This window comes from Halobacteriovorax sp. ZH5_bin.2 (assembly GCF_043196375.1).
GTDB lineage: Bacteria > Bdellovibrionota > Bacteriovoracia > Bacteriovoracales > Bacteriovoracaceae > Halobacteriovorax_A.
On the sequence record NZ_JBEBMJ010000004.1, the window covers coordinates 62,048 to 87,396 of the forward strand.

The window sequence follows — 25,349 nt, forward strand, 5'->3', positions numbered from 1 at the left end:
ACTCAGATCGAGTATAAAATAGAGCTATGATTCACTTAAAAGTATTAAAAACAAATGACCTTTTATCTCTAGGAGAATATCGTTTTGATCTTCCTAGAGTTTATATTGGGAGATCTATTCACAATAACTTGATCATTGAAGATAATAGCATTGAAAAAGAAATTGGAGTACTGAAGTCAATTAGTCATTACCTAGTCTTTGAAACAAATAGCTCTTATAAAGTGAATTCTAAAGCCGTTGAAGGTATCGTAAGGTTAGAAAATGGTGATATCCTTGAGTGCCAAGGGCTACAGATACAAATACTTGAGTTTCTTAAAAGTGAAGAAAATGACTTTCAAGACTATTACAAATACCTTGAGAAATTAAAAGTAGAAGATCCTGCAAAGTACGAATTTATTCAATCTCTCGAAGAACATTATATTACTCTAACTGGAAAATACGACGATGACTTCTTGGAGAGATAAAGCAAAGTACCATAGAGTGGATGAAACAACTAAGATTCAATATTGGACTAATATTGATAACTTAGAAGAAGAACATAATCGTGTCATTATTTTTAATTACGGCCTAGTTTGTAATATAAGGCACTTTGTCTATCAGATTGATCACTATGAAAAGCTTGGATATAAAATACTACTACATGATTACCGAGGACACTATCAATCAGAAACAACTCAAGGTGTTGAGTCTATTACATTTAAGAATATTGTTAGTGATCTCAATTCATTAATCAGAGCTCTTAATATTAAAACATCAATACATATCGGACACTCGATGGGAGTTAATGTCACTCTTGACTATGTTCATAAGTTTCCAGAAGAGGTACAAAAAATTGTTTTGATTTCTGGAACAATCTTTCCTCCACAAGATGTCATGTTTGATTCGAATATTATTGATATGACTGAACCTTATATCAAAGAATTAAAAAGAAAGTGGAAATCCCAATTTCAATTCATTTGGAAAAATGTTTACCGTAACCCTCTTGCTAGCGCACTGGTATGGAATGGCGGTTTCAATATTAAGAAAACGAATATTGAATTTGTTGAATATTACATGAAGAAGCTCGGAGAGCTTTCACCTGATATTTTCTTTCAACTACTTGATCAAATGAGAGATCAAAGAATTATTAAAGAGCTTGAAGAAATTAAAACTCCAACACTAATCATTGGTGGCGACAAGGATAAAGTTATTCCAAATTATTTGCAACAAATCCTTCACGACAGTTTGAAGAATTCAGAGCTCTATATCATTAAAAACGGAAGTCATGTTCCGCAAGTTGATTTCCCAGAGTTTATCAATGAAAGAATTGATTTATTCTTGAACTAAACCTTTATGAATCAAAAGCTTTTTGAAAACACGATTCATAGCATAGATACGTTGTGCTTTCTTATATTCACTATGTGATGCTTCACCTTCAGAATTAATGCGATAAGAAGTTTCGTCAACAACCTGAACTTCAAAAGGGTAAAAGAATCTGATATCTCTAGCCAGTGAAGAAAAGTCTAAACCAAGTAATTCCTTAGCAACTGCTGAATCCTCTTCTTTAGCAAGCTTTCTTAATTTGAAAAACTCTGCCAAGAAAGGGTTCTTATACTTAATTAGCTGACGACACGTAAATTGAACTGAACGGTATTTTGTAGAAGAGTGAAGATTATTTTCATTCTTTAAATTATCAAAGCTACATTCATCAATTTCTCGATTAACTGCTGAAACAAATCTCTCTTCTGAAAGATTATTTCTTAACGCCATTTTAACTAAACTTGAATACTTTGTTCTAAAATGATTGATATCAAAAATAGTATTTAGTGATCTTGAAGGCTTAATATTATGCGGAGTCACTACATAATTACGAATTAAGAATTGTAGAACTTTCAAAATATCTAATTTGTTTTTAGTAACTAAACGAACACCTACTCTATCAAAAAGTTCTTCCGCAACGTTTTCTGCCTTATGAAGTAACTTGATAATAACACTATCACGTGACTTCTTTGACTTAGTTTCAAAATCAACGAGAGGAATTGAGATATCCCCAGACTTTAAGTAAAGGTTATTATCTTGATCACGATGAAGATAGCGATAGAACTTATCAAAAATTTGCGTTTGAATTTGATTGAAGTAATTTGAACGAAGGTCTTTATCCGCGTGCAAAATAGTATGCATAACCTTTAAAACGATTTCCGCCCATAATTGCTCCTCAACTGTATGATCTGAATTTCCAGTGGCCATAAGAAATAAACCACTAATATCCGTGACAGTATAAAGAGAATTAGGAATCTCTAGGTCAAGCCCATCAGGAGTCCCATCCTTTAAAAAGTAGCGTTTAATGAATTGGACCGCTTCTTGAAAATTACCAAATAACTCAGCTCTTGAAACGGGATCATCAGTATCTAATCCATAACCTTTTAAGAATTTATTTACTTCTGTGATGTCATCCAGCTTGGCAACAAAGAAGTTTGAGTCGAGTGCAGATTTTCCACCTACTACAACATCAAATACATCCCAGTCGAAAATATAATTTTTTAAATAATCAGGTCGATTCATAAAGTTACTTTGTTCTATCGTTGAGTAATGCTACCATAAGCCCATGAAGACAGAAAATCAGCTAAAAAATACAAAAAAACTGACATTAAAGTCACTAACTGACTTAAGAATTCTTTTTCTTACTTTTTTTGGTGCAGGACTTGCGCCAAAAGCACCAGGAACAGTTGGAAGTTTAGTGACAATTATTCCTCTCTATTTCGTTGGTAAGCTGAATGCACCTTTCTTCTTCTTTATTCCCTTTCTTCTAATATTAACAATTGGGGCAGTATTTATAACTGGTGTAATTGAAAAAGAATATGAGTGTGCTGACCCATCATGGATTGTTATTGATGAGGTCATTGGAATTTGGATTGCGTCATTTTTTATACTCGATCATAGTTACGTAAGTTACGTAGCTATTTTTGCCCTATTTCGCCTCTTCGATATCTGGAAGATAGGACCGGTAAAATACTTCGACAACCGCAAAGACGCTATAGGAACGGTTTTCGACGATGTCGCAGCAGGTCTTATGGCAGGTATCTGCTATATCCTTACTTTTAAATTGTTAGAATTTATCTCTTGACTTACGCAAAACTTACGCTAAAAATATTTATAAGCAAAAAGTAAAAAATTAGAAAGTGATCTAATTGGATCTTTTAATTAACTGTACTTACAGAGAAGTTAAAAATCCTCCTTTTTGCATTAGCTGATGACAGATAAATTTGGTAGAACAAAGTAAATAGAAAAATGGAGAGCTTATGGCCACAACATCAACTGAAAAGAACAACAAGCAAAAAGCATTAGATCTAGCACTTTCAACAATTGAAAAACAATTTGGAAAAGGTGCAATCATGAAGCTGGACAATGAAAATGGTCCAGAAAAAATTCCAGCGATTCCAACAAGCTGTTTAGGTCTTGATTTAGCGCTTGGTGTAGGTGGTGTTCCAAAAGGTCGTATTATCGAAATTTATGGTCCAGAATCATCTGGTAAGACAACACTAACTCTTCACATTGCTGCAGAAGCTCAAAAGCAAGGTGGAACTGTTGCATTTATTGATGCTGAGCACGCTCTTGATACAGTATATGCACAAAAGCTTGGTGTTGATATTCCAAATACACTTATCTCACAACCAGATAGTGGTGAGCAAGCTCTAGAAATTACAGATATGCTTGTACGATCTGGTGCCGTTGATCTTCTAATTGTTGACTCTGTTGCAGCACTTACACCAAGAGCTGAACTTGAAGGTGACATGGGTGATTCACACATGGGACTTCAAGCAAGACTTATGTCTCAAGCACTTAGAAAGCTAACTGGTTCTATTAATCGTTCAAATACGACTGTAATTTTCATTAACCAACTTCGTATGAAGATTGGTGTTATGTTCGGTAACCCAGAAACAACAACTGGTGGTAACGCTCTAAAGTTCTATTCTTCAGTAAGACTTGATATCAGAAGAACTGGTGCTATTAAGAACGGTGATGAAGTAATTGGTAACAGAACGAAAGTAAAAGTTGTTAAAAACAAAGTAGCTCCTCCATTCAAAGTTGTTGAGTTCGATATTATGTACGGACAAGGTATTTCACAAACTGGTGATTTATTAGATCTTGCAGTAGCAAATAATATCGTTGGAAAGGCTGGTGCATGGTTCTCATATAATGAAGCTAAAATTGGTCAAGGACGTGAGAACTCAAAACAATACCTAGCAGATAACCCAGAAGTAGCTCTAGAAATTAAAAATAAAATTCTAGCACTACACGGACTAATTGAAGATAACACAGTCGTAGATCAAGCAACTGGTGAAATTATTGAAGACGAGCCAGTAGTTGAAGAAAAGAAGACTAAGAGTAAGTCTAAGTCTAAAAAAGTAGTACAATAATCAAATATAGCCCCTTAGGTTTCTATCCTATCGAATGATAGATATTAATATTAAGGGGCACCCTTTTAAATGACTCTCAAAGAAACTATCGATAAACTTCCGCTTGGAGAATCTGAAACCAAATCAGAGGATATTCGTTCATTCAAACGAGCTTATCAATACTGCATCTGGCTTCTTTCAAAGAGAGATTACTCAAGATATAAACTATCCCAAAAACTATACGAAAAAAAATACACTCCATTTATTGATCAACTACTCGACTTCTTAGAAGAGGCAAAATACCTACAAGAAGAGCAATATATCCGTACGCGAATCAAAACCTTCATGTACAAAGGTTTAAGTAAGAGAAATATTCTGAATAAGTTACGTGCAGAAAGAGTTGAACCAAGCACTGAACTTATCGATGAGTTGTTTGATGAGTATAGATATACTGAAAATGGGCAATTACGCGAGTTAATTAACAAGAAATTGCGCTCTAAAGGTGTTTCGGCCCTCGAAGATTTTAATTTTAAGCAAAAGTTGATACGCTTTCTTTTGTCAAAAGGACATTCATACGACAAAATTAATACTGAACTAAAAAATGTCCAAAATGATGAGGAAAGTAATGCACAAAACTACCCTTTTTAATTTCATTCTATTTATCTTATTACTACCTCTATTATCATGTAGAGTAGATAGAGATGATAAGAATACACTTCGATTTCCTTTAACAGAATCGATTTCTACAATTGACCCTGTAAATGCATATGATTCGGTTTCAATGTCTGTAATTTATCAAGGGTATGAACAATTATTTGAATATCACTATCTAAGAAAACCACTAAAGCTTGTTCCTCTTTTAGCAGAAGAAATGCCACAAGTTTCAGATGACGGGCTTACATATACAATTAAAGTTAAAGAGGGAGTTCAATACCACGACCACCCTGCCTTTAATGGACAGCCTCGTTATGTAGAGGCGCAGGATTTTATTAACCAAATCAAACGTCTAGCTTTTACACCTTATCGTAGTAATGGTTGGTGGCTATTTGACGGAAGAGTTGTTGGTTTAAACAAGTTTAGAAAAGAAGTTGGGAGTGATTTTGAAAAACTTTTATCAACAAATGTTGATGGACTAAAAGCACTTGATAAGAGAACGCTACAGATTAAACTTATCGCTCCCTACCCTCAAATGCTAAATGCACTTGCAATGAGCTTTACTTCACCAATGCCAGCTGAAGTAATGAAGAAAGATACTTTTCTTGATGAGTTGATAGGAACAGGGCCATATAAATTAGATAAGTGGTTTCGTGGCTCAAAGCTTTTTATGAGCCGATTTAATAATTATCACAAGTCTTTCTATCCTGGTAAAGGTGATCGTTTTGCTCACAGTAAGAACCTTTTATCGGATGCTGGTAAACGCGTTCCTTTTATCGATAAGATTGAATTTCATATTATTAAAGAAGCTCAAACAAGATGGTTGCAATTTATGTCTGGAAAACTCGACTTCCTAAGAGTTCCAAAAGATAACTATCATTCACTTGTTTCACCAAGTGGAGAGCTTACAGAGGAATTTCGCGACAAGAAGATCACTCTTGATATTTTTTCAAGTTTCACTTATTGGTGGTTCTCATTCAATATGAAAGATCCAATTGTAGGAACAAATAAGAATTTAAGATTAGCAATTGCACATGCTGTAAATGTTGAAAAGTATATTAAGACTTTTACAAATAATATTGGTCTTAAGGCAAACTCAATCTATCCTCCAGGGATCCCAGGGTATGACCCATCAAGGAAGCTGCCTTATTCATATAATATTGAAATGGCCAAAGAGTATCTAAGAAAAGCAGGATACCCAGACGGAAAAGGGCTTCCTACTCTTGTCTACGATACGAGAGCATCATCAACGACACAAAGACAACGGGCAGAACTTCTTAAACAAGATCTTGAAGCAATTGGTATTAAAATGAAAATACAACTTAATACATTCCCTGCTTTCTTAAAGAAATCAAAAGAAGGAAAACTTCAAATTTGGTTAGATGGTTGGACTCTTGATTATCCAGATAGTGAAAATGTACTTCAATTATTAACAACTAAGAACCAAGCTCCAGGACCTAATGTTTCAAATTACTCAAACGCTGACTTTGATAAGAAATTTGAAAGTATTAAAGTTATGAATGATAGTGATGAGAAATATCTTCTGATGTCACAAGTTGAAGATATTGTTTTAGAAGACCTTCCATGGGTTCTTCTTTACTATTCACGTGACTATATCGTTTATCATAACCGACTAAAAAACTTTAGATATAACGATCTTGTTGTTAATAAAGTTAAATACTTAAGATTAAAATAATAAATAAGCACCATATTTCGGGGGAATAAATTTCCCCCGAATTCCGACACTACTGCCCCTATCATTTTTTTCCCTATATTTCCGAATAGTAGATCAGTACGCTTGTAAAGCCTACTACTGCAACAAAGGAAGTAATGAATGAAGACTCTTGCACATTTCATACTCGTCATCATAGGCATACTATTTCAAGCTCAAGTCATGGCAAAAGACTATATGATCTATTCTGTAGAACATGAACTACCAATGACAAATGACGTACAAGAAATTCAAAAGAACTACTACGTAAACTTAGGAGAAAAGCAAGGTATTAAGAATGGTACCTTACTTGATGTGTATCGTGTTGTGATTCTAAACGATCCATATGATCGTGAGAAACGCTACCGTCACAAGATGAAAGTTGGACAACTTGAAGTTATTCATCATGACTCAGATACCTCAATTGCAGTAACAAAGAATTTTAATGATAAAGAAAGGCATCCTATTTTAGAGATACCTGCATTTATGGTTGGAGACCAAGTTAACGTAAGTCTTAATTAGAGCGTTCATGGAGCAGAAATCTTCTTTGCTTAAGAAGTTCTATCTGCTCCTTAATGGCCTTCGTGGCCTTCTTCTGTCGTCTTATCAGCTCTTCATCTCCACCTTGTTCTTCTAAGAGCTTTAAAACCTTTGCGGCCATTCCATCTGCAATCGCTAGCTTATTAGACATTTCGTGAAGAAACTTTCTTTCTTCTAGGGCAAGTTCAACAATTGTAGAGTTATCCATTAGTCACCAAAATATTTATAACTTAACACTTCACCATAAAGTGTTTGTGATTCTATTCTTAATATATCAATCTTAAAAATATAGTAACCAATTGCCAAATCACATGGACCATTTTTAAAAATTAAGTCAATTTTACTTAAAATTCTTCCAGCGCAAATACCGTGGAATTTTTGTTGATAATGCTTAACTGATTCTAATACAGCTTGATGTTCAATAAATATAAATAATTGTTGCTTCATAGAATATTATTATGCAAGTAAAGTACTCAACAAATACATCTAAGTGTCTTAAATCACATAGATAAAGTATAAGTACTTCTAAATATTTTAAATATTTAGGCCCTATCTCTAGACAAAAACAGCGCTTTGTCCTATAAAAATAACTTAAGTCACATTTAATTTTTCGGAGTGCACAAAATGGCAAGAATTACGATTGAAGACTGTCTAGAAAAAGTTGAAAACCGCTATGAGTTAGTACACCTAGCTGCTAAACGCGTAAAGCAATTAAGAGATGGTGCAGACCAACTTGTTAAGAGTAAAAATAAAGATGTAGTTACAGCACTTAGAGAGATCGCAGCTGGTAAAGTTAAGCATGCTCCAGTAAGTGAGTACGATTCAGACGAATTCTAAGTCGAATTTAATTTTTAAAAAATTATTTTGAATATAAGAAAGGCCCTAATTAGGGCCTTTTTTATTACTTAAATTTTGGTTTGAACTTTGGTAGCGCGATTTTTAAAACTTCATCAAAATGCGCAACAGGATAGAACTTCATTCCCTTTCTATGTCTTTCAGGAACTTCTTTTAAATCCTTTTCGTTATCAATTGGTAACATAATATTCGTAATACCTGCTCTCTTTGCAGCTAGTACTTTTTCTTTAATACCACCAACAGGTAGAACCTTACCAGTTAAAGATAGTTCACCAGTCATGGCCAGATTACTCTTAATTGTAACATTGTGAGCAAGTGAGTAAAGAGCAAGTGCCATCGTAATACCTGCAGATGGGCCATCTTTTGGTGTTGCACCAGCAGGAAGGTGAAGGTGAACTTCTCTTTCAGAAAGGAAGTCTTCCATTTCATCTTCGTTTTCATCAGAAGCTTTTCTCTTAGGCTTCATCTTGAAGTATTCTTCCATTTCATTTTGAAGAAGTTGCTTAACATAACTATATGCTAGGTTAGCTGACTCATTCATTACATCACCTAACTGACCAGTTAGTTTGAAGCCTTTTCCGTTAAGAGAAAGAGTTTCGATATATAGAATATCACCACCATAACCAGTCCAAGCAAGACCTGTTGTCATACCAGGACATAGCTTTTTAAGAGCCTTCTCACTTTGGTAACGAGCAGTTCCTAAGATATCTTCAAGGTCCGTAGGCTTTGGATTGAATACCTTATGTCTCTTGGCCTTAACTTTTTCAAGAGCAGCACGACGACACATTTTAGCAATCATCTGCTCCATTACACGAACACCTGGCTCACGAGCATAATCTTCGATAAGCTTTTTAAGGGTTGCTTTTGTCAGGCTAATATCTTTCTTTTCTAAACCGTGTTTTTTAATTTGTTTAGGAATTACCCACTTAGTCGCGATTGAAAGTTTCTCTTCCATCGTATAACCACTTAGCTCAATAATTTCCATACGATCTAAAAGAGGCTCAGGAATGTCGCCAATATAATTCGCTGTTGAGATGAAAAGAACTTTTGAAAGATCAAAAGGAACATCTAGGTAGTGATCGATGAAATTATGGTTTTGCTCAGGATCTAAAACTTCTAGTAGCGCTGATGCCGGATCACCTTGAAATGATTGTCCAAGCTTATCGATTTCATCAAGCATGATTACAGGGTTATTCACCTCAACACGCTTCATTGCTTGGATTAAACGTCCAGGCATTGCTCCAACATATGTTCTTCTATGCCCTTTAATCTCTGCCTCATCTCTCATACCTCCAAGAGAGAAACGATAGAATTTACGACCTAGAGATTCTGCAATTGATTTCCCCATTGATGTTTTACCAACACCAGGAGGACCTGCTAAACAAAGAATTGTTCCATCAAATTGTGGCTTTAATTTACGAACGGCCAAGAACTCCATAATTCTTTCTTTTGCTTTTTCAAGGCCATAGTGCTCTTTCTCAAGAATCTTCTGCGCCTTATCCATATCAACATGATCTTCAGTAGATTTTGACCATGGTAGATCCACAATCCAATTTAGATATGTACGAGTTACATTGTATTCTGGTGACGAATCTGGAATTACCTCAAGTCTTTCAATCTCTTCATTTACAGACTTAAGTACATCTTCTGGAAGTTTTGCTTCAAGAATTCTTTCTTTAAGCTTACTGATATCACGGGCCTTATCATCTTCTTCCAATCCAAGCTCAGATTTAATTACCTTGAGCTGCTCACGTAAGAAGTATTCTCTTTGATACTTATTAACCTTATCATTAACTTCATCAGAGATTTTCTTTTGAATGTCTGCAACATCCTTTTCTCTTTTAAGATATACTAGTAGTTTCCCAAAACGTTTTTTAACAACAAGAGTTTCTAGGAAGTCTTGTGCTTCTGGAATATCTAGAGATAGTGCAAATGCAACTAAGTCAGCAAGTGCTCCAGGTGAAGATGAGTTAATCATGGCAAGCTTCATTTCTTCGTTAAAGTATGCATTTACTTCACTAAGCTTTTTAACCTGATTGATGATTGAACGAGTGTATGCATCTAGTTCCTCATCTTCTTCTAAGATATCGTCAAATACTTCGTACTTAGCTCTTAGTAGAGGGGATTGTTCATAAATATTTGAAGCACGGTATCTCTTAATACCGTGTACGAGAACGTTTACAGAACCATCTGGTAACTTAAGTCTTTTAACAACCTTACAAAGAACACCTACTTTATAAATATCCTTTGAAGTGATTTCCCTAGAATCTAGGTCTTCTTGAATTGAAGGATCAATCTCACCTTCTTCATTTTTTAGATCATTCTTAACTAGGTTAAGAGCAAGATAACCACTCTTAATTAGATACTCATCTAATTCAGCAGTGAACTTATCTTCAGTTAAAATAATTGGCGCAATCATTCCCGGAAAAATCGGGCTATTCATAATAGGTATGATTACAACATCTTCAGGAAATTTTTCATCTCCTTGTGAGTCTTTAATTTGCACGTTGTACTCTTCGTATTCATTCATAATAAATCACACCTACTTTTTAATATCGATTACTAATCGACCTGGATTTTTTAAAGTGAAAACATCAATTGAATGTTTTCCATCAATGACAAGTTCTGCAGAAAGTGTATCGTCTCCAACTGGATAAAAATCTACTTTCTTCACAAGTTTAGAAGTTCCAAAAGAACCTACTTTTTTATTAAGCTTTGTTTTAAAAAAATCTACATAAATCTTATTCTCTTTTTCAGACTTATAACCGTAGACTCTAGGGGCCTCATTAGTTTCAAAGTCAAAGACAAGTCTTTCAAAACCTCTTGAGCTACCATTTCCGTGACGAATTGATTTCAATACAGAATTAGTATTACTATTTGTCGAATGAAAGATTCCTTTGTTGAAAAAGATAGATCTTTTTTTATCCGGAATTTTACGAATTCTTTCGTTTAATAAATCTTGTGAATAGGCCTTGTGACCCAAAGAGAAAACTGTGATTAACAAAAGTACTTTTAATAGATTCATATTTACCTTCCATGGGATAATTAGTTAAATTTTACTAAATTGCGCGTTAAAAATGAATAGTAAATTTGGATAATTAGACTTTTGATTTTCTTAACTGTGCTGCACCAAGCAAACCAAACAAAAGAGCTAACCAATAGATGTGAATCTTATATTCACTAGATTCTCGAGAATTATCAACTGAAGCAATTTTCCTGCCTGCAGTCTTCTTATGAAAAATATCTTTATCAGTTCCAATTCCTTTCAGTCCCTCACCATAGATACTACTTATCCAAAGATTAAATGTGCTAAATGAGTTGGCACCAAACTTAGGATTATCTGGGAAGGCTTGAGAAATGACAGCATCTTCGCCATTGCGACCGATAACATTATAAACGCCAAGACGCTCATTCAATGGGTAGAAATCATACTCACCTTTTCTTAAAAGAACGATATAACGGCGTCCGACAACGAATCTTGGCTTAAGCTTATTAGGATAATCGATCCCTTGCCAAGTCCCACCATCATAGACAAAGCTAAATGAATTCTTATTCAAGAGTTGACGAGAGCCAAGACCTACAGACTTCTCCAATTTAAATGAGACATTAGTAACAACTGATCCATCGCTTAATTTCTTGGGAAAGCTTCCTTGATAGGTTCCCATAATAATAGCATTGGACTCCGAAAGTTGTTTGCTCAATGGGATTTGAAATAACTCTTGTGCCGAACTAGTTATAGAAATAAATACAAAAATAGAGCACAATAAGAACCTTAACATACGATTCTTATCGGATATTCTACTTAATACTTTAGTTCTTTAATCAAGCTCTATCGTATTGAAATTACTAAATATCTCATGGTTATCGAGAAGAACTAGCGTATTCCCCTGGCCAGTTAACCCCTCAAGTAATTCACATATTGAAGAAAGTTCATTAATTGATAGACCGTAAGAAATATTTGTTAGCACAATAACCGAATTTTTAACCTTCTTATCAATGGCCTTAAGGAGTTTAACGCGAAGGCGCTCCCCACCAGAAAGTGAAGGAATTGTTCGATCGAGAGTTAAGTAATCGAGATTAAGAAGTTTTAAATATTCAATTGTTCTTTTAATCTTAGGTGTTGTAGGAAGTGTTTCAAATAAAGTTGATATCGGTGTTTTACATGCATCAATTATCGTATACTTTCCATCTGTGATAGTGGCATAAAATTTCTTCAGGCCTGTTCCACCGCACTCATCACAATCAAAAGTAACATCTTCTAAAAACTGCATATCAATTTCTTGAATCCCTTTACCTTCACAAACTGCACATTGACCTAGTTTACTATTTTTAGAAAAGTGTCCTTTCTCTAAACCAAGAGACTTAGAAACAGGAAGCCTTGAAAAATAATTTCTCACATGGCCACTTAAGTCTAGGGCCGTCCCGATAGTAGAACGACTAGTTGACTTCTCAATCCTTGTTTCATAAATAAAGATATTCTCAATTCCATCAGGATAGCTTAAATCATCTATTTCATAAGAAGTTTCAAAATCGTATTTTTCATTAAAAATATCTTCATTTAACTCATTAAAAAGTGCATTGATCACAAGTCTCTTATCAAATGAATCCATTTGAGTCTTTACTTGATTGATTGTTCCAACTTGAAACTTAATTTCATTATATCTAAAGCCCTCAAACTCAATATTTTTAAAAGTAATTTCTTCATCAACACGTTTCTTTTTTGATGATTGTTTTTGAATTTTTTCTATTTTAGGTAACTTATGTGCGATAACTTCACCACCAAGATGACCTGCCCCTGGACCAATGACAATATTGTGATCACTTCCCTGCTGTAGAACTCTACTATGTTCAACCATCACAACTGTATTATTTATCGAAAGCTTTTTGAGAAATTTTAATAAAACTTTTTGTTCATCTGAGTTCATTCCAAGACTAGGCTCATCAAGAACAAATAAAGATCCACTTCCTTGAAAGCTTAAATAGCGTACTAAGAGGGACTTTTGGTATTCACTCGTTTCTAATGACTTAAGCTTTGTCATCAATGGAAATTGCCCTAAACCTAATTCAATCGCAATTTCTAACTTGCTTAATATTTTTTTTACGATCGTATCACTTTTGTCTACAAATAAGTTTTCGTATAACTCTTCTAGAGTAAGAGATAAACAATCTCCATATGAAATTATATTCTGAAGTTTTCCACGATGAAGTAAAGCACTTGGAGAAACTCTTCTTCCCTCACAAACATGACAACACTTTTCACTTTGAAGAGACCTTAGAAAAATTCTTGCTGAGCGCTTGTAGCGTTTTTCTTCAAGCCCATAGAGAAAGTTTAATACACCATAAAAGCGTCCACTTCCCTTCATAAGAATTTCTTCAACTTCATCTTTTACATCACAAAAGCGACTATCTGGAGACACCCCTATTTTTTTAATTTCTGCTACAAAGTATTTATAATGCTCGCTATACTTGGCATACTCTAAAAAAGTAATGGCACCGTCAGAAATTTTTTTCTTAGGGAATTTTACAATTTTATTAATATCATAACTAAGTGTTGATCCATATCCCTTACATTCGGAACATGCCCCTACTCCATTATAAGGAAGCAAGTCACTAATTTGCCTCGCACTACGCACATTCTCTTCAGAACATTTAGGACAAAAGGCCGTTGTATTTAAATTGAAGTGCTTTAACTTATCTTGTCCTGCAAGATAAACACTTAACTGAGCAACTGCACTATTTTTAATTAGTTCCATCCATTTTTTTCTAAATTGGCCAATACTCTTAGGCTTCATTCGAAAGATCTCCCACTGGGAATCTTCTTTATCAAAATCACGAATAGTCTCAGTTTTTGAATCAAAACTTCTCGCAGGCATTCCATTTATGTATTCGAGATAATGATCTTTACCAATAAGCACATGGATAACTTTACAATCATCGCTAAGAGAATCCGTTATGTCAGTTTCAACTTGTGAAAGTCCATCAACAAACTCATTTCCATGTATCAAGCACTTTGTAGAAAATGGTTCAAAATATAGCTGTGCTAATTCATAACTAATCTCTAATTGGTCGGCCATATTTAAGCGCGATCCAACAATTGGATTGTTTTGCGCTAGACTCCAAACTGGTAAAACAGGTGAAATACTATCTACTTCAGCACTTGTAGGAACTCTTTCAAAAAAATTCATTGAAGATGGTAGTGAATTTAAGAATCTTCTTTTGGACTCATTTGCCAGTGTATTAAAAACAAGTGAGGATTTTCCTGATCCAGACACACCTGAAACACAAGTTATCTTATTAATCGGAAACTCGACATTGATATTTTTTAAATTATTAGTTCTTACGCCTTTAAGCTGAATGGATTTTGCCATAAGGATTTATAGCATAGAAGAAAAGTTTTTGGTAAGCCCTTGAATAGACAAGGCCCACAAAAGTGGGCCCTGCATATATTCGAAAATATTGTAAGATAAATCTTAACGCTTCGAGAATTGGTACTTTGCTCTTGCACCTTTCTGACCAGCTTTTTGTCTTTCAACTTTTCTTGGATCTCTTGTAAGGAACCCAGCTGATTTAAGCTCGCCTCTAAGAGCTGCATCGATCTTAAGAATTGCTCTTGCAATACCAAGACGAGTAGCACCCGCTTGACCAGTAGTTCCACCACCAGTAACGTTGATCTTTAGATCATATTTATCTGCAAGTTTAAGTAGGTTTAGAGGTTGGTTAACAACGTATCTATCTGTACCTTTTGTGAAGTACTCTTTGATATCTCTATTATTAACAACAACTTTACCAGTTCCTGCAGCCATGTAAACTCTAGCAACTGAAGATTTTCTTCTACCAACTGCCTGTGAATCCCAAGTTTTTCCTTTAGCCATAATAATAACCTCTTACTAGAATTTGTATTCTACTGGGTTTTGAGCGCTATGAGCATGCTCAGATCCAGCAAAAACCTTAAGTTTTGTTAGTTGTTTTCTACCTAGAGAATTCTTAGGAAGCATACCTTTAACAGCGTTCATAAGAATCGCTTCTGGCTTTCTTTCTAATTGTTCTTTAGCAGTTCTTTCTTTAAGTCCACCAGCATACCCTGTGTGTCTGTAGTAAACTTTATCGTTCCACTTATTCCCAGTAAATCTAACTTTTTCTGCGTTAATAACAACAACAAAATCACCAGAATCTGTATGAGGAGTGTACTTTGGTGAGTTCTTCCCTCTTAATACATTAGCGATTTCAGTTGCTAAACGTCCAACTACCATATCAGTAGCATCAATTAAGTGCCATTTTTTGTCAGCGTCTGCTGGCTTCAACACAAATGATTTCTCAGTGTACATAGTAACCTTCCACTTTAATAATGTTAAAAATCAATAAAACGTAAACGCATCATCAGAATAAAATGATTTGTTTACAACACTTAAGGACCTAAAGGCCCATAATTCCGTTGTTTGTGGGGTAACGGGTTTCGGCAGATATTAAACAATTTATGCCAATAAAACAATGGGAAATTGTTATTTTTTTGGCCATGCGTAATATTTTCTTCGATCTTAAGTCTTTGAAATTACGAAAATTCCTAAAATTGGCCAATCGTGATGTGGAAACGGCCAAATGAGTCACCACCAACGCGGTCTAATTTTATACCATAGTCAAAATCCAAGGACCCAATTGGTGTAAAAAACTTAAAGCTCATCCCTACTGATTTTAATAAGTCGAAGTTATCAATTTTATCAACAAATACGCGTCCCGCATCAAAGAAGACAGCAATGGCAGAATAGTCGCCAATATAATATCTTGGTTCAAGTCTGAAGTTTACAAAGAAAGCCTCACCTCTAACTGTTGTATCATTAATATATGTACCGTCTGTTAGTCTTCCACTTTCCAGATCACTATAACCACGAAGATAATCACGTCCAATTAAACGAAAAACTTTTAAAGGTGGAATATAGCCTGTTGTCATTGGCTTACCATCTGTATCGATAATAATATTTCCACTACTATCTTTAACAATATCACTTGAGAAGTTATGCTCGTACCCTAGGGCAATCGAAGTTGCTAAAGTAATATCTCCCATAGGGATATAGTTAAAATTTCGAACGACGGCCTTGTGATAGTCAATTGTTAGGTCTTCACTTTCTTGTGAACCAAGGTAAGGGTTTGCAAATTCCCAAGAGAAATTAAACCAAGAGCCTTTCTTAGGTAAGGTTTTATTATCTCTAAAGTCTAAAGATAGCTCTGGTCTGATTGCACCAATAATATACTTGTCTTCATCAATTGCATCTGTTGCATCAAACTGTCTGATATTATCAAATTCATAAGTCAGGCTCATTGATAAGACATCAGAGAAGGTCTTAATTAGCTGCGGAGAGAAACTAATGATATCAGCATCAAAATCAGAGTATCTTTTTCTTTCGTAACGAGCAGTGGCCTTAAAAGTTACTTTCGATTTGAATAAATCGTAGAATAAATACGGCTCAACATATTGGAACTGTACTAATCCTTCTAATAACTTTCTTGAATCCTCTCTTCTTCGATCATCAAGATACGAGAAATCAGTTCTCCAGTTTGTCTGTGCCTTGAAGATGAAAGAGCGGTTCATTCCATTGAAGTTATTATAAGAAATAGTCGTAGAGAATTTTAAACCGAGATCGGTTCTAAACCCTGGGGCTATTTCGGCAAGGCCAAAATCTTTCTCAGTAACTTTAATAACAAAGTTTAGATATTTCTCTGTTTGTGAAACTTCTTCTCCAACAAACGAAGAAATATTTACGTTTGAAAATAAGCCAAGTTCTCTTAAGCGTGCAATAAAGTCGTTCATGGCCTTAGGGGTAACAAGATCCCCACGCTCTAACGGAAGCTCTCTTCTAATAACAACATCTTTAGTCGTTGAGTTACCAGTTACAATGACATTTCCAAGATAGGTCTTTACACCAACACCAAATTTTAGGTTTAATTCAATTTCATTAGTTGCGGAGTTTACATTGACAATCTTTTTTGGACGTTTTTCAGTATATGTACTGAAGTAATAACCACGTGTCTTTAGAGAGATCAGGGCATTCTTTAAATCCTCATCAATGTGAACAACATTGAAAGGTTTCCCTATTTTATTTTTAAGAACATCTTTAATAAAGTATTTGGCCTCTTCATCTTCAACACCCTCAATATTGATCTTACTCAACATATATTGAGAACCTTCTGAAATTGAAAAGGATACAATTGCAGCATCACCACCATCGATAAAGTCGACTTTAGGCTTTTCAATATTAACGAAAATATAACCATCTTTAACATAAATCTCTTTGATCTTCTCAGAGGCATTCTCAAGTCCTCTTTCATGTAGATAGTCTGCCTTTAACAAATCTGAATCAGTCTTATAGTAAACTTCTTTAAGCTTTTTACTGTTTTTGAAGTGATTTCCATTAAAGTTAATTTGAGCGACCTTGACCTTACGTCCCTCATCGATAGTAAAATAGAAGTTTAAAATTTTATTTCCATTAATATCAAGGCCACGAGCTTCCGTTAGCTTAGATTTTGCATAATAGTAACCATTTTCACGATAGAAGTTAACAATATGACGATTAAGTGAAATATCATCAAATCGTCCCTTATTATTTTGAATATACTTTTTAACATGAGAGAGAAGGTCGTTATGATTTAAACGATAGTTATTATAAAAATTAACACCGAATCGAGATCCTAATTCAACATTAAAAACCAGTTCATAATTACCGTTATCAAGAACGTTCAATTCTTCTTTTACTCGTGATAGCCAAAAACCATTTCTTATTAATAAGGAACGGTACTCTTGAAGCATTTTTTTATAATTCGTAAAATCAAGAGAGCTTCCCTTAATACGATGCCAGAACTTCTCTGCTTCGATTAAATTTACTCCAGATAAACCATTTAATTTTATTTCTTCAAGTCTCCTGATCTCATTCTTTAATAGATTTAGAGTAATCTTTATTCCTTCTTGATTTAGTTCTTTAGAGATTGAACCTACTTTAGAACCCTTTTTAAAATACTCTTTACCTATGGCCTTAAGTCCCTCTTGTGCTGACATATCGTCAAAGTAGTCACCTTCCTTCAATTTAAAATCGTTTTTTATACGACGATTAAGAACAGAGTCTGTCCCCTTTACATTAATTGATAGGATTCTAGGCTTTGTTTCTACAACAATATTTAGACGGCTCTTTTTAACTTCATAATAAAAAGTTTTATAATATGGTTTTGTTAATTCAAATTGAATAATTCGGCTTAACTCTTCACGAGTTAATTCCTTTCCTTCATACTTTTTAAAACTTTCGATGATAAAAAGACATTCTTCGCGGCCGGTACAGTCAATATCAACATTTTTGATATGAATATTTTCAGCACCATGAACAGAACTAAATAGTAAGATGAATGTGGCAATTAATCTTAAAATGACCATTTATATTTTATGTCGGCCCCTACTGAACCGTCTGTTCCTTCTTTATTATTTGTATCATCTTCACTTTCAAAGATCCCTTCAATAGAGAGCTTATCACTTATACTGTAATCAACGTTAATCGATTGTTTATTACTTTCACTATCAAAAGTATTGGAAAACTTTAAATTGATATTGTCATTCACTTTTTTCGTAATCTGTAGCTTAGTGGCCGTCTTTACTGACTGCTCAGATTTCGTGGCCTCTTCAATAGGACTATCAGAGCTTTCAGTAAACTCTGGCAAAACGCTTAGCTTTAACCCAAGTGCAGCATCTAGGCCTTCATTAATATTTAACTGATCAACTAAAAATGTACCAATTCCGATTGTCGTTAAGTTAGTTCTTTGACTGTCTTCCAAGTTTTGAGAAAAGTCAGATGTTACTCCAAGTGTGAGTAGTGAAAATATATTATCACGAGAAAGTGATGGATTTGATTCTAAGTTGATTGAAATGTCGTCAACCGAGCCAGCAATTCCCATTTCAATATCATATTGTCCAATAGTAGAGTTTGCTAAAAGATTTAGAGTAATAGGTTCAATATTCTCTTCTTTCGTAAAGTAAACAACACCTTCTGATAAGATAAAATCATTGCCTCTAAATTTAAACTTACTTAATCCTGGAACAATAATAAGTTGTCCCTGCATTGCTGGGTTTGTAAACTGTCCATCAATATGTAAATCACCTGCTATTAAAAGATCTGCTAAGCGATTTCTGAGCCTAACTGTCTCCTTAATACTTAAGTCGATATCAAGATTGATTAAATCAGGGATACCTCTTTGATTCTGGGTAATGTACTTGCTCAAACTTTTATTGAATTCTGAAGAAGACTTGAAGTCATTAAATTCATTTTCAATAAGTCCACCATTAACAAAAACACTTCCTTTAATTAAATATGGAAAACCACGGCCACTTAAAGTTAATTTTCCATCTGTATTGATAATTGATCGCGACTCTACTTGATAGCCTACATTTGTATAATTAGAAGTTATATAAACTTCAGGCAGTGGAAAACTTGCTTTTATATATCCAGACAAGTCAAAGTCACCAGAGCCAATCTCACCACTAAGGTTATTGATTAGTATTTTTTGGTCACGATAAGCACCGACACCACTAGCATTAGAAATTTCTAAAGGAACGCTTTTAAGCTTTAGCCCAAAGTTTGAAGTACTAAGGGAATGGGACAAGTCATATTTTTTACGATTTCCAACAATAATCCCCTTGCCCTTGATCGTTCCTAGAATCCTTTCGATCTCACTTGTTAAAAGGGTTAGATAACTAAGATTAATATCTAAGTCTTGAACTAGTTGGAAATTAGTATCAAAATTTCCACTCCCTACTAAATGATAAGAACCACCGGAACCGCTTAATGATAAGTTAAGCTGCTTAATTTCCGATTGATCAACTTCAATCGAGGTCGGCCTTTTCAATGTTAGAGAGCGTCCATAATTACTAATATGAAATTGAGTCAAATTCATAATAGAACTTACAGGTCGATTAGGATTGAAGTCGTAAGTTAGTTGCCCACTCAGCTGAACAAATCCATTCAATTCATTATTAAAAGAGTTGTGCTCAGAAATAAAAGATAGAGATGGTTTGATATCAGGCATATCGACATTGTAGTTAAGAACAACTCGCGGGTGACTTTTACTAAAGTCTAACTCACCATCCATATGGATATTTTGATTTAGAATATTTGTATTAAAGTTAATTACCTTATCTTTAAAACTGAACTCTAATTCCGAAGCACCAATCTCTTCATTTCCTACTTTTGTTTCAGTCAAGTATGCATTCCCTTTTCCTCTCAGAACACCATTTCTCTTTGCTTCAATACTAGCAGAGAAGTGGCCATTATAGCCTAAACCGAGATCACGATATCGATAAAAATCACCAAGCTTTATTGGAGTAGTAATAAAAGAGATTTCTTCAAATCCATTTTTAAAATTATAAATAAAGTCCGCTGAAGCACTAGATCGATTCTTTTTAACGAAAGCATCTTTGATCGATACATCATCATTTGTAACGATAAGCTTCAAAGCGATATTATCAATAGGCTCTTTGTAAACGCTCACCTTATCTGAATTAATATTCACAGAAGTGATAAAGTTTGAAAATTTACCATTCAAATAAACATCAGCATTAAAGACACCTTCAAAAGGTGTCGTATACATTTTAATATCTTCCCAGATTGGCTTAACATTTCGTTCGAGTAGACTTAGGTCAACATTCTTTAGTCCAATATTTAATTCAACCTCTTCTTTATCTAGGTTCACATTTCCTGAAATCGTGGTTTGACCATTAGTCTTATTTATAAGTTCGTTTACATAAATGATATTCTTATCAATTGAATACTTTAAATTTGCGCTAGATTCTTTTTCTAAGAGAAAGCCAAATACTTCAATATATTTTGCGTTTGAAGTATTTACATCGATTATAACTTCTTCTGATCCTTTAATTGTAATATCAAAGTCACCTCGACCTTTTGCAACTTGAGAAATCTGTCCACCAAGATCAGAGATACTAAAATCTCTTGCTTTAACAGTGAAGTCTACTTCACTTCCAACAACAGATCCCCAACCAACGAGCGATGAGGAATTACTTTTTGCATTAATTCCAATTCTAAAGTCATCTCCCGCAAAAATATTTAGACTTGATATGTCTACCTTCTCAAAGTTTAAAATATTATCACGTGTAGGTTTTAGAGCTAAGTTTTTGATATAAACGGGACTTCCTTCAATACTATCAACAAGGACAGCACCATTTTCATCCATGCTTAGTAGTACTTTTCCATTTGTACGTCCTTTTAAAAGAACGAAGTCATCACCCAAGAAGTATAAAATGTCATTCAAATGAAGATTATTCGTTTCAACGACAACTTTATTTTCAACTACTTTACTCTCACTAAAGTTCAATATTAGTTCATCAGAGACTTTGGCTTGGCCATTATTTATCTCACCAACAAAGTCTTTTATAGTTAATTTATTATTATGGAATGAGTATTTTGTTTTAAACTTATCAAGATTTACATAATCAGAATGAATATTACTTCCATTCGAAAGCCCACTTACAAAAATATCTTTCTTACTGATAGCTCCTGTTATCGTGGCCTTTCCTTCTAGGATACCATCCATTTTTACACTATACTTCTTCTTTAAATCCTCAAAGCTATCAAAGTTTATTTTATACTCAATATCTGAATGAATCTTTTTATTTTTAAACTCATATTTTCCAGAACCACTTATCTTAGAGTCTTTAATGAATACATAACCATTTCTGACACGAATGTTGTTTTCAACGATCTCTGAATCTAAAAATAAATTATCAACAATGGCACCCTGCCAACTAACATTTTCAATATCTAGGATAATATCGTAACTATATTCGAATGGACTTAGGGCCAAATGCTTAATTGGAATATTGAGGTTACTTTCAGCAATATAAAAATCAGAATTTCTAATTTCAATTTTATTAATCTTAAATGGTAATTGATTAGTTACGTTATTAAGCGTGTTAAATACACTCACTTGTGAAGTGTCATCTTCACTCTTTTCTAATTTTTCAAGAACAATGTAACCATCGCTGAAGTTTACTGAGTTAAATCTAACATTTGATGAGAATAAACTAAGTAGTGAGAATGCTGCTGAAACATCCTTTACATGTACTTCTAACTCATCTTTGACCTTAAAGTTTACATCCTCTAGGATTGTACGAGGAGGAAAGAATCCACCAGAAACTCTCGAGAACGAGAGAGTCATATTAGAATCAAGAATAATATTCTTATTTATATATTCTGTTAGAATTGTTGATACATATCGTGACTGAATGAAACGCCAGGCCCCAACAGCAAGAAGTCCGAATACAAGAGTGAATATGATTAGAAATTTATTAACAAATCTCATCTTTTTAACATAACCTCTACATTTCTATAACCAGGATATATACGGTTAACAATTATTGCTAAAAAGTATGCTCTCTCCTCATTACCGAGTTTTCGATAAGCAACGGCCATTTCAAATAAAGTATTGATATATTCATCTTTCGACTTACAACCATCTACCAATCTTTCTCTTAATTCAACTAATGATAGAAGCTCATCCTTTTTATTAATAGAAGTCTTATAAGCTTCAATATAGTCTCTATCTAATGTACGCTTTGATGTAGTTTTAACAAACTCTGAAATATCGCTATAATCTTTTAGGTAGTAGTTAATAGCTCTTATCAGATCGTTATCACCACTATTTTTTCCATACTTATAGATAATAGACTTATACTCACTTGTTTCAAAAAACAAAGGAATGACTTTAAAAATTGATTCGATGAACATTAGAGGATCGATTAACTCTAAGTCTCTTTCAAGTTTTTTTCTTAATGTTTTATATTGGAAATATTTTTCCGAGTTTTTAACAGTAGCAATCGTTGAAATAGAATCCGCAAAAGTCTCGTCTACTTTTTCAGTACTTAATATATTTATATATGAATCAAAATTTTCTGAGTATGAAACACTGAAATGATCTAAAATATTTTTTAATTCATTAAGGCGATTGGATTTTTTTCGTTTTAATAAATAACTTGTTAGATTTTTAATCTCGACTGATAGCTTTTGTACTTTTCCTGTTGAATGAAATAATAGAATTTTTAAAATTGAATCAATATATAAATTATGACTTAGTGATGACTCTTCATTTTCAACACGATGACTTTCTAAAAACGCAATGAGTTCCTGCGTACTACCAAGTAACGTTTTGATATCAAAATTTGTATTTGTCATTGTGTTTTCTGACACATTGCCTCTGGTATAAAAATACAACTAACTATCTAATATTATTATATCAAATAATTAATTTAATTAATGTTAAGCGTACTTTTTACCACAGAAATAATTGAAATAGAGACAAGAAAAAGGCCCTAGAAAAAGGCCCTTACTATTGGAAAATTTATTTATTTACACGCTCTACGTAGTCACCAGTTCTTGTATCAATTTTCAGGATTTCACCTTCTTTGATAAATAGTGGAACGTTAACTTGAAGACCTGTTTCCATAATGGCCTTTTTTAGTCCACCTTGAGCAGTGTCACCCTTTAGTCCTGGATCAGTTTCAGTAACTGCAAGTTCAACAAAGTTTGGAAGTTCAATCGAGATTGGCTTTCCTTTATAATATAATAGTTCTACTTTAATACCTTCTTGAAGGTAATTAGCAGCATCTTCGATATACTCTGTTGCTACGTGAATTGTTTCAAAAGTTGATTGGTCCATGAAGTTAAATCCTTCAGGATCATTGTATAAGTACTCTACTTCTTTTTCGTCTAGATCTGGTTGCATTGCACCCGTTGCTACACCAGACTTGAAAGTTCTTTCGATAACTGCACCTGTTTCAAGGTTCTTAATTCTTAACTTGTAAAAAGCTGAACCTTTACCTGGGTTAGTGAAGTCACATTTAATACAAACATATGGTTTGCCATCGATTTCTAGTTTTAAACCTTTCCTAAAGTCATTTGTCGATATTTCCATAAAAACCCTTTAAATTAATTGCGATAATATTGCTAGGAAGTAACCTTTTTCTTTTAAACCTTCTATCACAGCTGATGAAGATTTTGCAGTAATTTTATTCTTTCTAAACTCCTCTCGAAGATTTGTGTTCGACAGGTGTACTTCAATTACTGGACATTTCATAACACGCAAAGCGTCTAATATAGCAATACTAGTATGAGAAAAGGCCGCTGGATTTATAATAAGTGCTTTATAACCACCCTCTGACGCAGCATGTATTTTCTCAATAATTTCTTGCTCACCATTAGATTGAAACCATTCGACATCAACATTATAACCGAGGTTTCCAAGTTTTTTGTTTGTATACGACTCGATACCGGCAAGATCTAAAGTGCCATAGATTTCGGGTTCACGCTTACCTAATAAATTTAAATTAGGTCCATTAATGACTAAGAATTTATCCATTTAAAACTTCGCTGCTTCTTTTCTTTAGATATGATTCAAATAGCTCAAAGGCCATTGATAATTTTTCTAATTCAACCTTCGGCTTTTCTTCTAATTTCTTGGCCGTAGACTCGAATGCGGCCATAAGATCTTCACGGCCTTTACTCTCACTTATCTCATCAAGTCCTTCAAGCTCCCTTAGCCTATCTTGAATTCTCTTATCATCTGGATTTTCAACTAATGCACTATTTAATACCTCAATAGCTTTTTGCTTGGCACCCTGTTTTAGGTAAAGATCAACTAAGGTATGACTAAAGATTTGTCCTGGTTCATCATTGCTCTTCTCTTCAACAACAGGCTCTTCTTTAATTTGCGGAACTAAACTCAATGTGCTCCAGCTTTCAATCTCGTCATCAAGATTTGAAATATCAAAAGTTTTTTGCGTTAAGTCCTCATCTTCAACACTATCAAAATTATCATATTTAACAATAAACTCAGTCGCTTCCATATCCTTAGGAGAAATAAATAGAACCCTCTTATATGTATTTAGGGCTTCAAGAATGAGATTTTGCTTAAAGCAAGATTGTGCAAATAATTTTAAGAACTTTATATTATCGCCATTTATAGAAAGCTGAGGCTTTAATATTGTATATGCCTCTTCAACCTCATCCTTTTCTAGTAGAAGTTGTCCATAAATAATAATTGCAGCTGAAAAATTCGGATGATGAATTAAACCTCTTTTCAATAAGGCAAGAGCGTCATCATTCATACCAACTTTACGATATATTTCGGCAAGAGGAGCAAAGACCTTCGAACGAGGGTCTTTCTCCAATTGA

23 protein-coding genes are annotated in these 25,349 nt (G+C 34.0%); 8 read left to right on the forward strand and 15 right to left on the reverse strand.

The features are described 5' to 3' along the window. The first annotated feature begins 26 nt into the window (after positions 1–26). Positions 27–464 carry a hypothetical protein gene (locus ABMA76_RS11140; RefSeq protein WP_392911094.1) on the forward strand — a complete coding sequence of 146 codons (438 nt, stop codon included), beginning with the start codon at positions 27–29 and terminating at the stop codon, positions 462–464. Next, the gene (locus ABMA76_RS11145) at positions 445–1,326 is read left to right on the forward strand and encodes an alpha/beta fold hydrolase (RefSeq protein WP_392911092.1); all 882 of its coding nucleotides are present in this window, start codon (positions 445–447) and stop codon (positions 1,324–1,326) included. The genes ABMA76_RS11140 and ABMA76_RS11145 overlap by 20 nt, the downstream gene beginning before the upstream one ends. Here the strand turns inward: ABMA76_RS11145 and ABMA76_RS11150 are convergent. After that, positions 1,312–2,541, reverse strand: coding sequence for a TIGR04552 family protein (locus tag ABMA76_RS11150; protein ID WP_392911090.1), 1,230 nt, complete (start codon positions 2,539–2,541; stop codon positions 1,312–1,314). The genes ABMA76_RS11145 and ABMA76_RS11150 overlap by 15 nt on opposite strands. Before the next feature lie 43 nt (positions 2,542–2,584). On the opposite strand from ABMA76_RS11150, the gene ABMA76_RS11155 reads away from it, so the two are divergent. The 5 genes from ABMA76_RS11155 to ABMA76_RS11175 all read left to right on the forward strand — a co-directional run bounded on the left by ABMA76_RS11155 (position 2,585) and on the right by ABMA76_RS11175 (position 7,263). After that, positions 2,585–3,103 (forward strand): phosphatidylglycerophosphatase A, encoded by a 519-nt coding sequence (locus ABMA76_RS11155; RefSeq protein ID WP_392911088.1) that lies wholly within the window; start codon positions 2,585–2,587, stop codon positions 3,101–3,103. Positions 3,104–3,278: 175 nt separating this feature from the next. Then, positions 3,279–4,397: a recombinase RecA gene (gene recA, locus ABMA76_RS11160; RefSeq protein WP_392911085.1), complete on the forward strand. Its 1,119-nt coding sequence runs from the start codon at positions 3,279–3,281 to the stop codon at positions 4,395–4,397. A 69-nt stretch (positions 4,398–4,466) separates the two neighbouring features. Then, positions 4,467–5,024: a regulatory protein RecX gene (locus tag ABMA76_RS11165; RefSeq protein WP_392861126.1), complete on the forward strand. Its 558-nt coding sequence runs from the start codon at positions 4,467–4,469 to the stop codon at positions 5,022–5,024. Further along, complete coding sequence (locus ABMA76_RS11170; protein ID WP_392911083.1) at positions 5,002–6,726, forward strand: ABC transporter substrate-binding protein; 1,725 nt, start codon at positions 5,002–5,004, stop codon at positions 6,724–6,726. Before ABMA76_RS11165 ends, ABMA76_RS11170 begins: the two co-directional genes overlap by 23 nt. 138 nt (positions 6,727–6,864) lie before the next feature. Next, entirely contained in the window at positions 6,865–7,263 is a 399-nt protein-coding gene (locus tag ABMA76_RS11175; RefSeq protein WP_392911081.1) for a hypothetical protein, read from the forward strand. Here the strand turns inward: ABMA76_RS11175 and ABMA76_RS11180 are convergent. Both ABMA76_RS11180 and ABMA76_RS11185 read right to left on the reverse strand, forming a co-directional pair. After that, complete coding sequence (locus ABMA76_RS11180; RefSeq protein WP_392911079.1) at positions 7,256–7,489, reverse strand: hypothetical protein; 234 nt, start codon at positions 7,487–7,489, stop codon at positions 7,256–7,258. The genes ABMA76_RS11175 and ABMA76_RS11180 overlap by 8 nt on opposite strands. Further along, on the reverse strand, positions 7,489–7,728 hold the full coding sequence (locus ABMA76_RS11185) for a hypothetical protein (RefSeq protein WP_392911077.1): 240 nt from the start codon (positions 7,726–7,728) through the stop codon (positions 7,489–7,491). The genes ABMA76_RS11180 and ABMA76_RS11185 overlap by 1 nt, the downstream gene beginning before the upstream one ends. A 177-nt stretch (positions 7,729–7,905) precedes the next feature. Here ABMA76_RS11185 and rpoZ point away from each other — a divergent pair, with 177 nt between their 5' ends. Then, positions 7,906–8,118, forward strand: coding sequence for a DNA-directed RNA polymerase subunit omega (rpoZ, locus tag ABMA76_RS11190; protein ID WP_021267614.1), 213 nt, complete (start codon positions 7,906–7,908; stop codon positions 8,116–8,118). A gap of 64 nt (positions 8,119–8,182) precedes the next feature. On the opposite strand, the gene lon is transcribed toward rpoZ, so the two are convergent. The 12 genes from lon to ABMA76_RS11250 form a co-directional block, all read right to left on the reverse strand. Next, positions 8,183–10,666, reverse strand: coding sequence for an endopeptidase La (gene lon / locus ABMA76_RS11195; RefSeq protein WP_392911076.1), 2,484 nt, complete (start codon positions 10,664–10,666; stop codon positions 8,183–8,185). A gap of 12 nt (positions 10,667–10,678) precedes the next feature. Next, positions 10,679–11,161 carry a hypothetical protein gene (locus ABMA76_RS11200; RefSeq protein ID WP_103218451.1) on the reverse strand — a complete coding sequence of 161 codons (483 nt, stop codon included), beginning with the start codon at positions 11,159–11,161 and terminating at the stop codon, positions 10,679–10,681. A gap of 73 nt (positions 11,162–11,234) precedes the next feature. Continuing rightward, on the reverse strand, positions 11,235–11,801 hold the full coding sequence (locus ABMA76_RS11205; RefSeq protein ID WP_392911075.1) for a hypothetical protein: 567 nt from the start codon (positions 11,799–11,801) through the stop codon (positions 11,235–11,237). 153 nt (positions 11,802–11,954) lie between these two features. Continuing rightward, entirely contained in the window at positions 11,955–14,504 is a 2,550-nt protein-coding gene (locus ABMA76_RS11210; protein WP_393061610.1) for a hypothetical protein, read from the reverse strand. Positions 14,505–14,606: 102 nt separating this feature from the next. After that, positions 14,607–15,008 (reverse strand): 30S ribosomal protein S9, encoded by a 402-nt coding sequence (rpsI, locus tag ABMA76_RS11215; protein WP_021267519.1) that lies wholly within the window; start codon positions 15,006–15,008, stop codon positions 14,607–14,609. 15 nt (positions 15,009–15,023) lie between these two features. Next, positions 15,024–15,461, reverse strand: a complete 438-nt coding sequence (gene rplM, locus ABMA76_RS11220) for a 50S ribosomal protein L13 (protein ID WP_021267593.1) — start codon at positions 15,459–15,461, stop codon at positions 15,024–15,026. Between the two features lie 236 nt (positions 15,462–15,697). Further along, the gene (locus tag ABMA76_RS11225; RefSeq protein ID WP_393061612.1) at positions 15,698–18,550 is read right to left on the reverse strand and encodes an outer membrane protein assembly factor; all 2,853 of its coding nucleotides are present in this window, start codon (positions 18,548–18,550) and stop codon (positions 15,698–15,700) included. Next, the gene (locus ABMA76_RS11230) at positions 18,538–22,482 is read right to left on the reverse strand and encodes a translocation/assembly module TamB domain-containing protein (protein WP_393061614.1); all 3,945 of its coding nucleotides are present in this window, start codon (positions 22,480–22,482) and stop codon (positions 18,538–18,540) included. The genes ABMA76_RS11225 and ABMA76_RS11230 overlap by 13 nt, the downstream gene beginning before the upstream one ends. Next, on the reverse strand, positions 22,479–23,366 hold the full coding sequence (locus ABMA76_RS11235; RefSeq protein WP_393061616.1) for a hypothetical protein: 888 nt from the start codon (positions 23,364–23,366) through the stop codon (positions 22,479–22,481). The genes ABMA76_RS11230 and ABMA76_RS11235 overlap by 4 nt, the downstream gene beginning before the upstream one ends. Before the next feature lie 151 nt (positions 23,367–23,517). After that, entirely contained in the window at positions 23,518–24,090 is a 573-nt protein-coding gene (gene efp, locus ABMA76_RS11240) for an elongation factor P (protein ID WP_392861143.1), read from the reverse strand. Positions 24,091–24,099: 9 nt separating this feature from the next. Then, positions 24,100–24,534: a type II 3-dehydroquinate dehydratase gene (locus ABMA76_RS11245; protein WP_393061618.1), complete on the reverse strand. Its 435-nt coding sequence runs from the start codon at positions 24,532–24,534 to the stop codon at positions 24,100–24,102. Beyond that, entirely contained in the window at positions 24,527–25,345 is an 819-nt protein-coding gene (locus ABMA76_RS11250) for a tetratricopeptide repeat protein (protein WP_393061620.1), read from the reverse strand. The genes ABMA76_RS11245 and ABMA76_RS11250 overlap by 8 nt, the downstream gene beginning before the upstream one ends. Between the last annotated feature and the right edge of the window lie 4 nt (positions 25,346–25,349).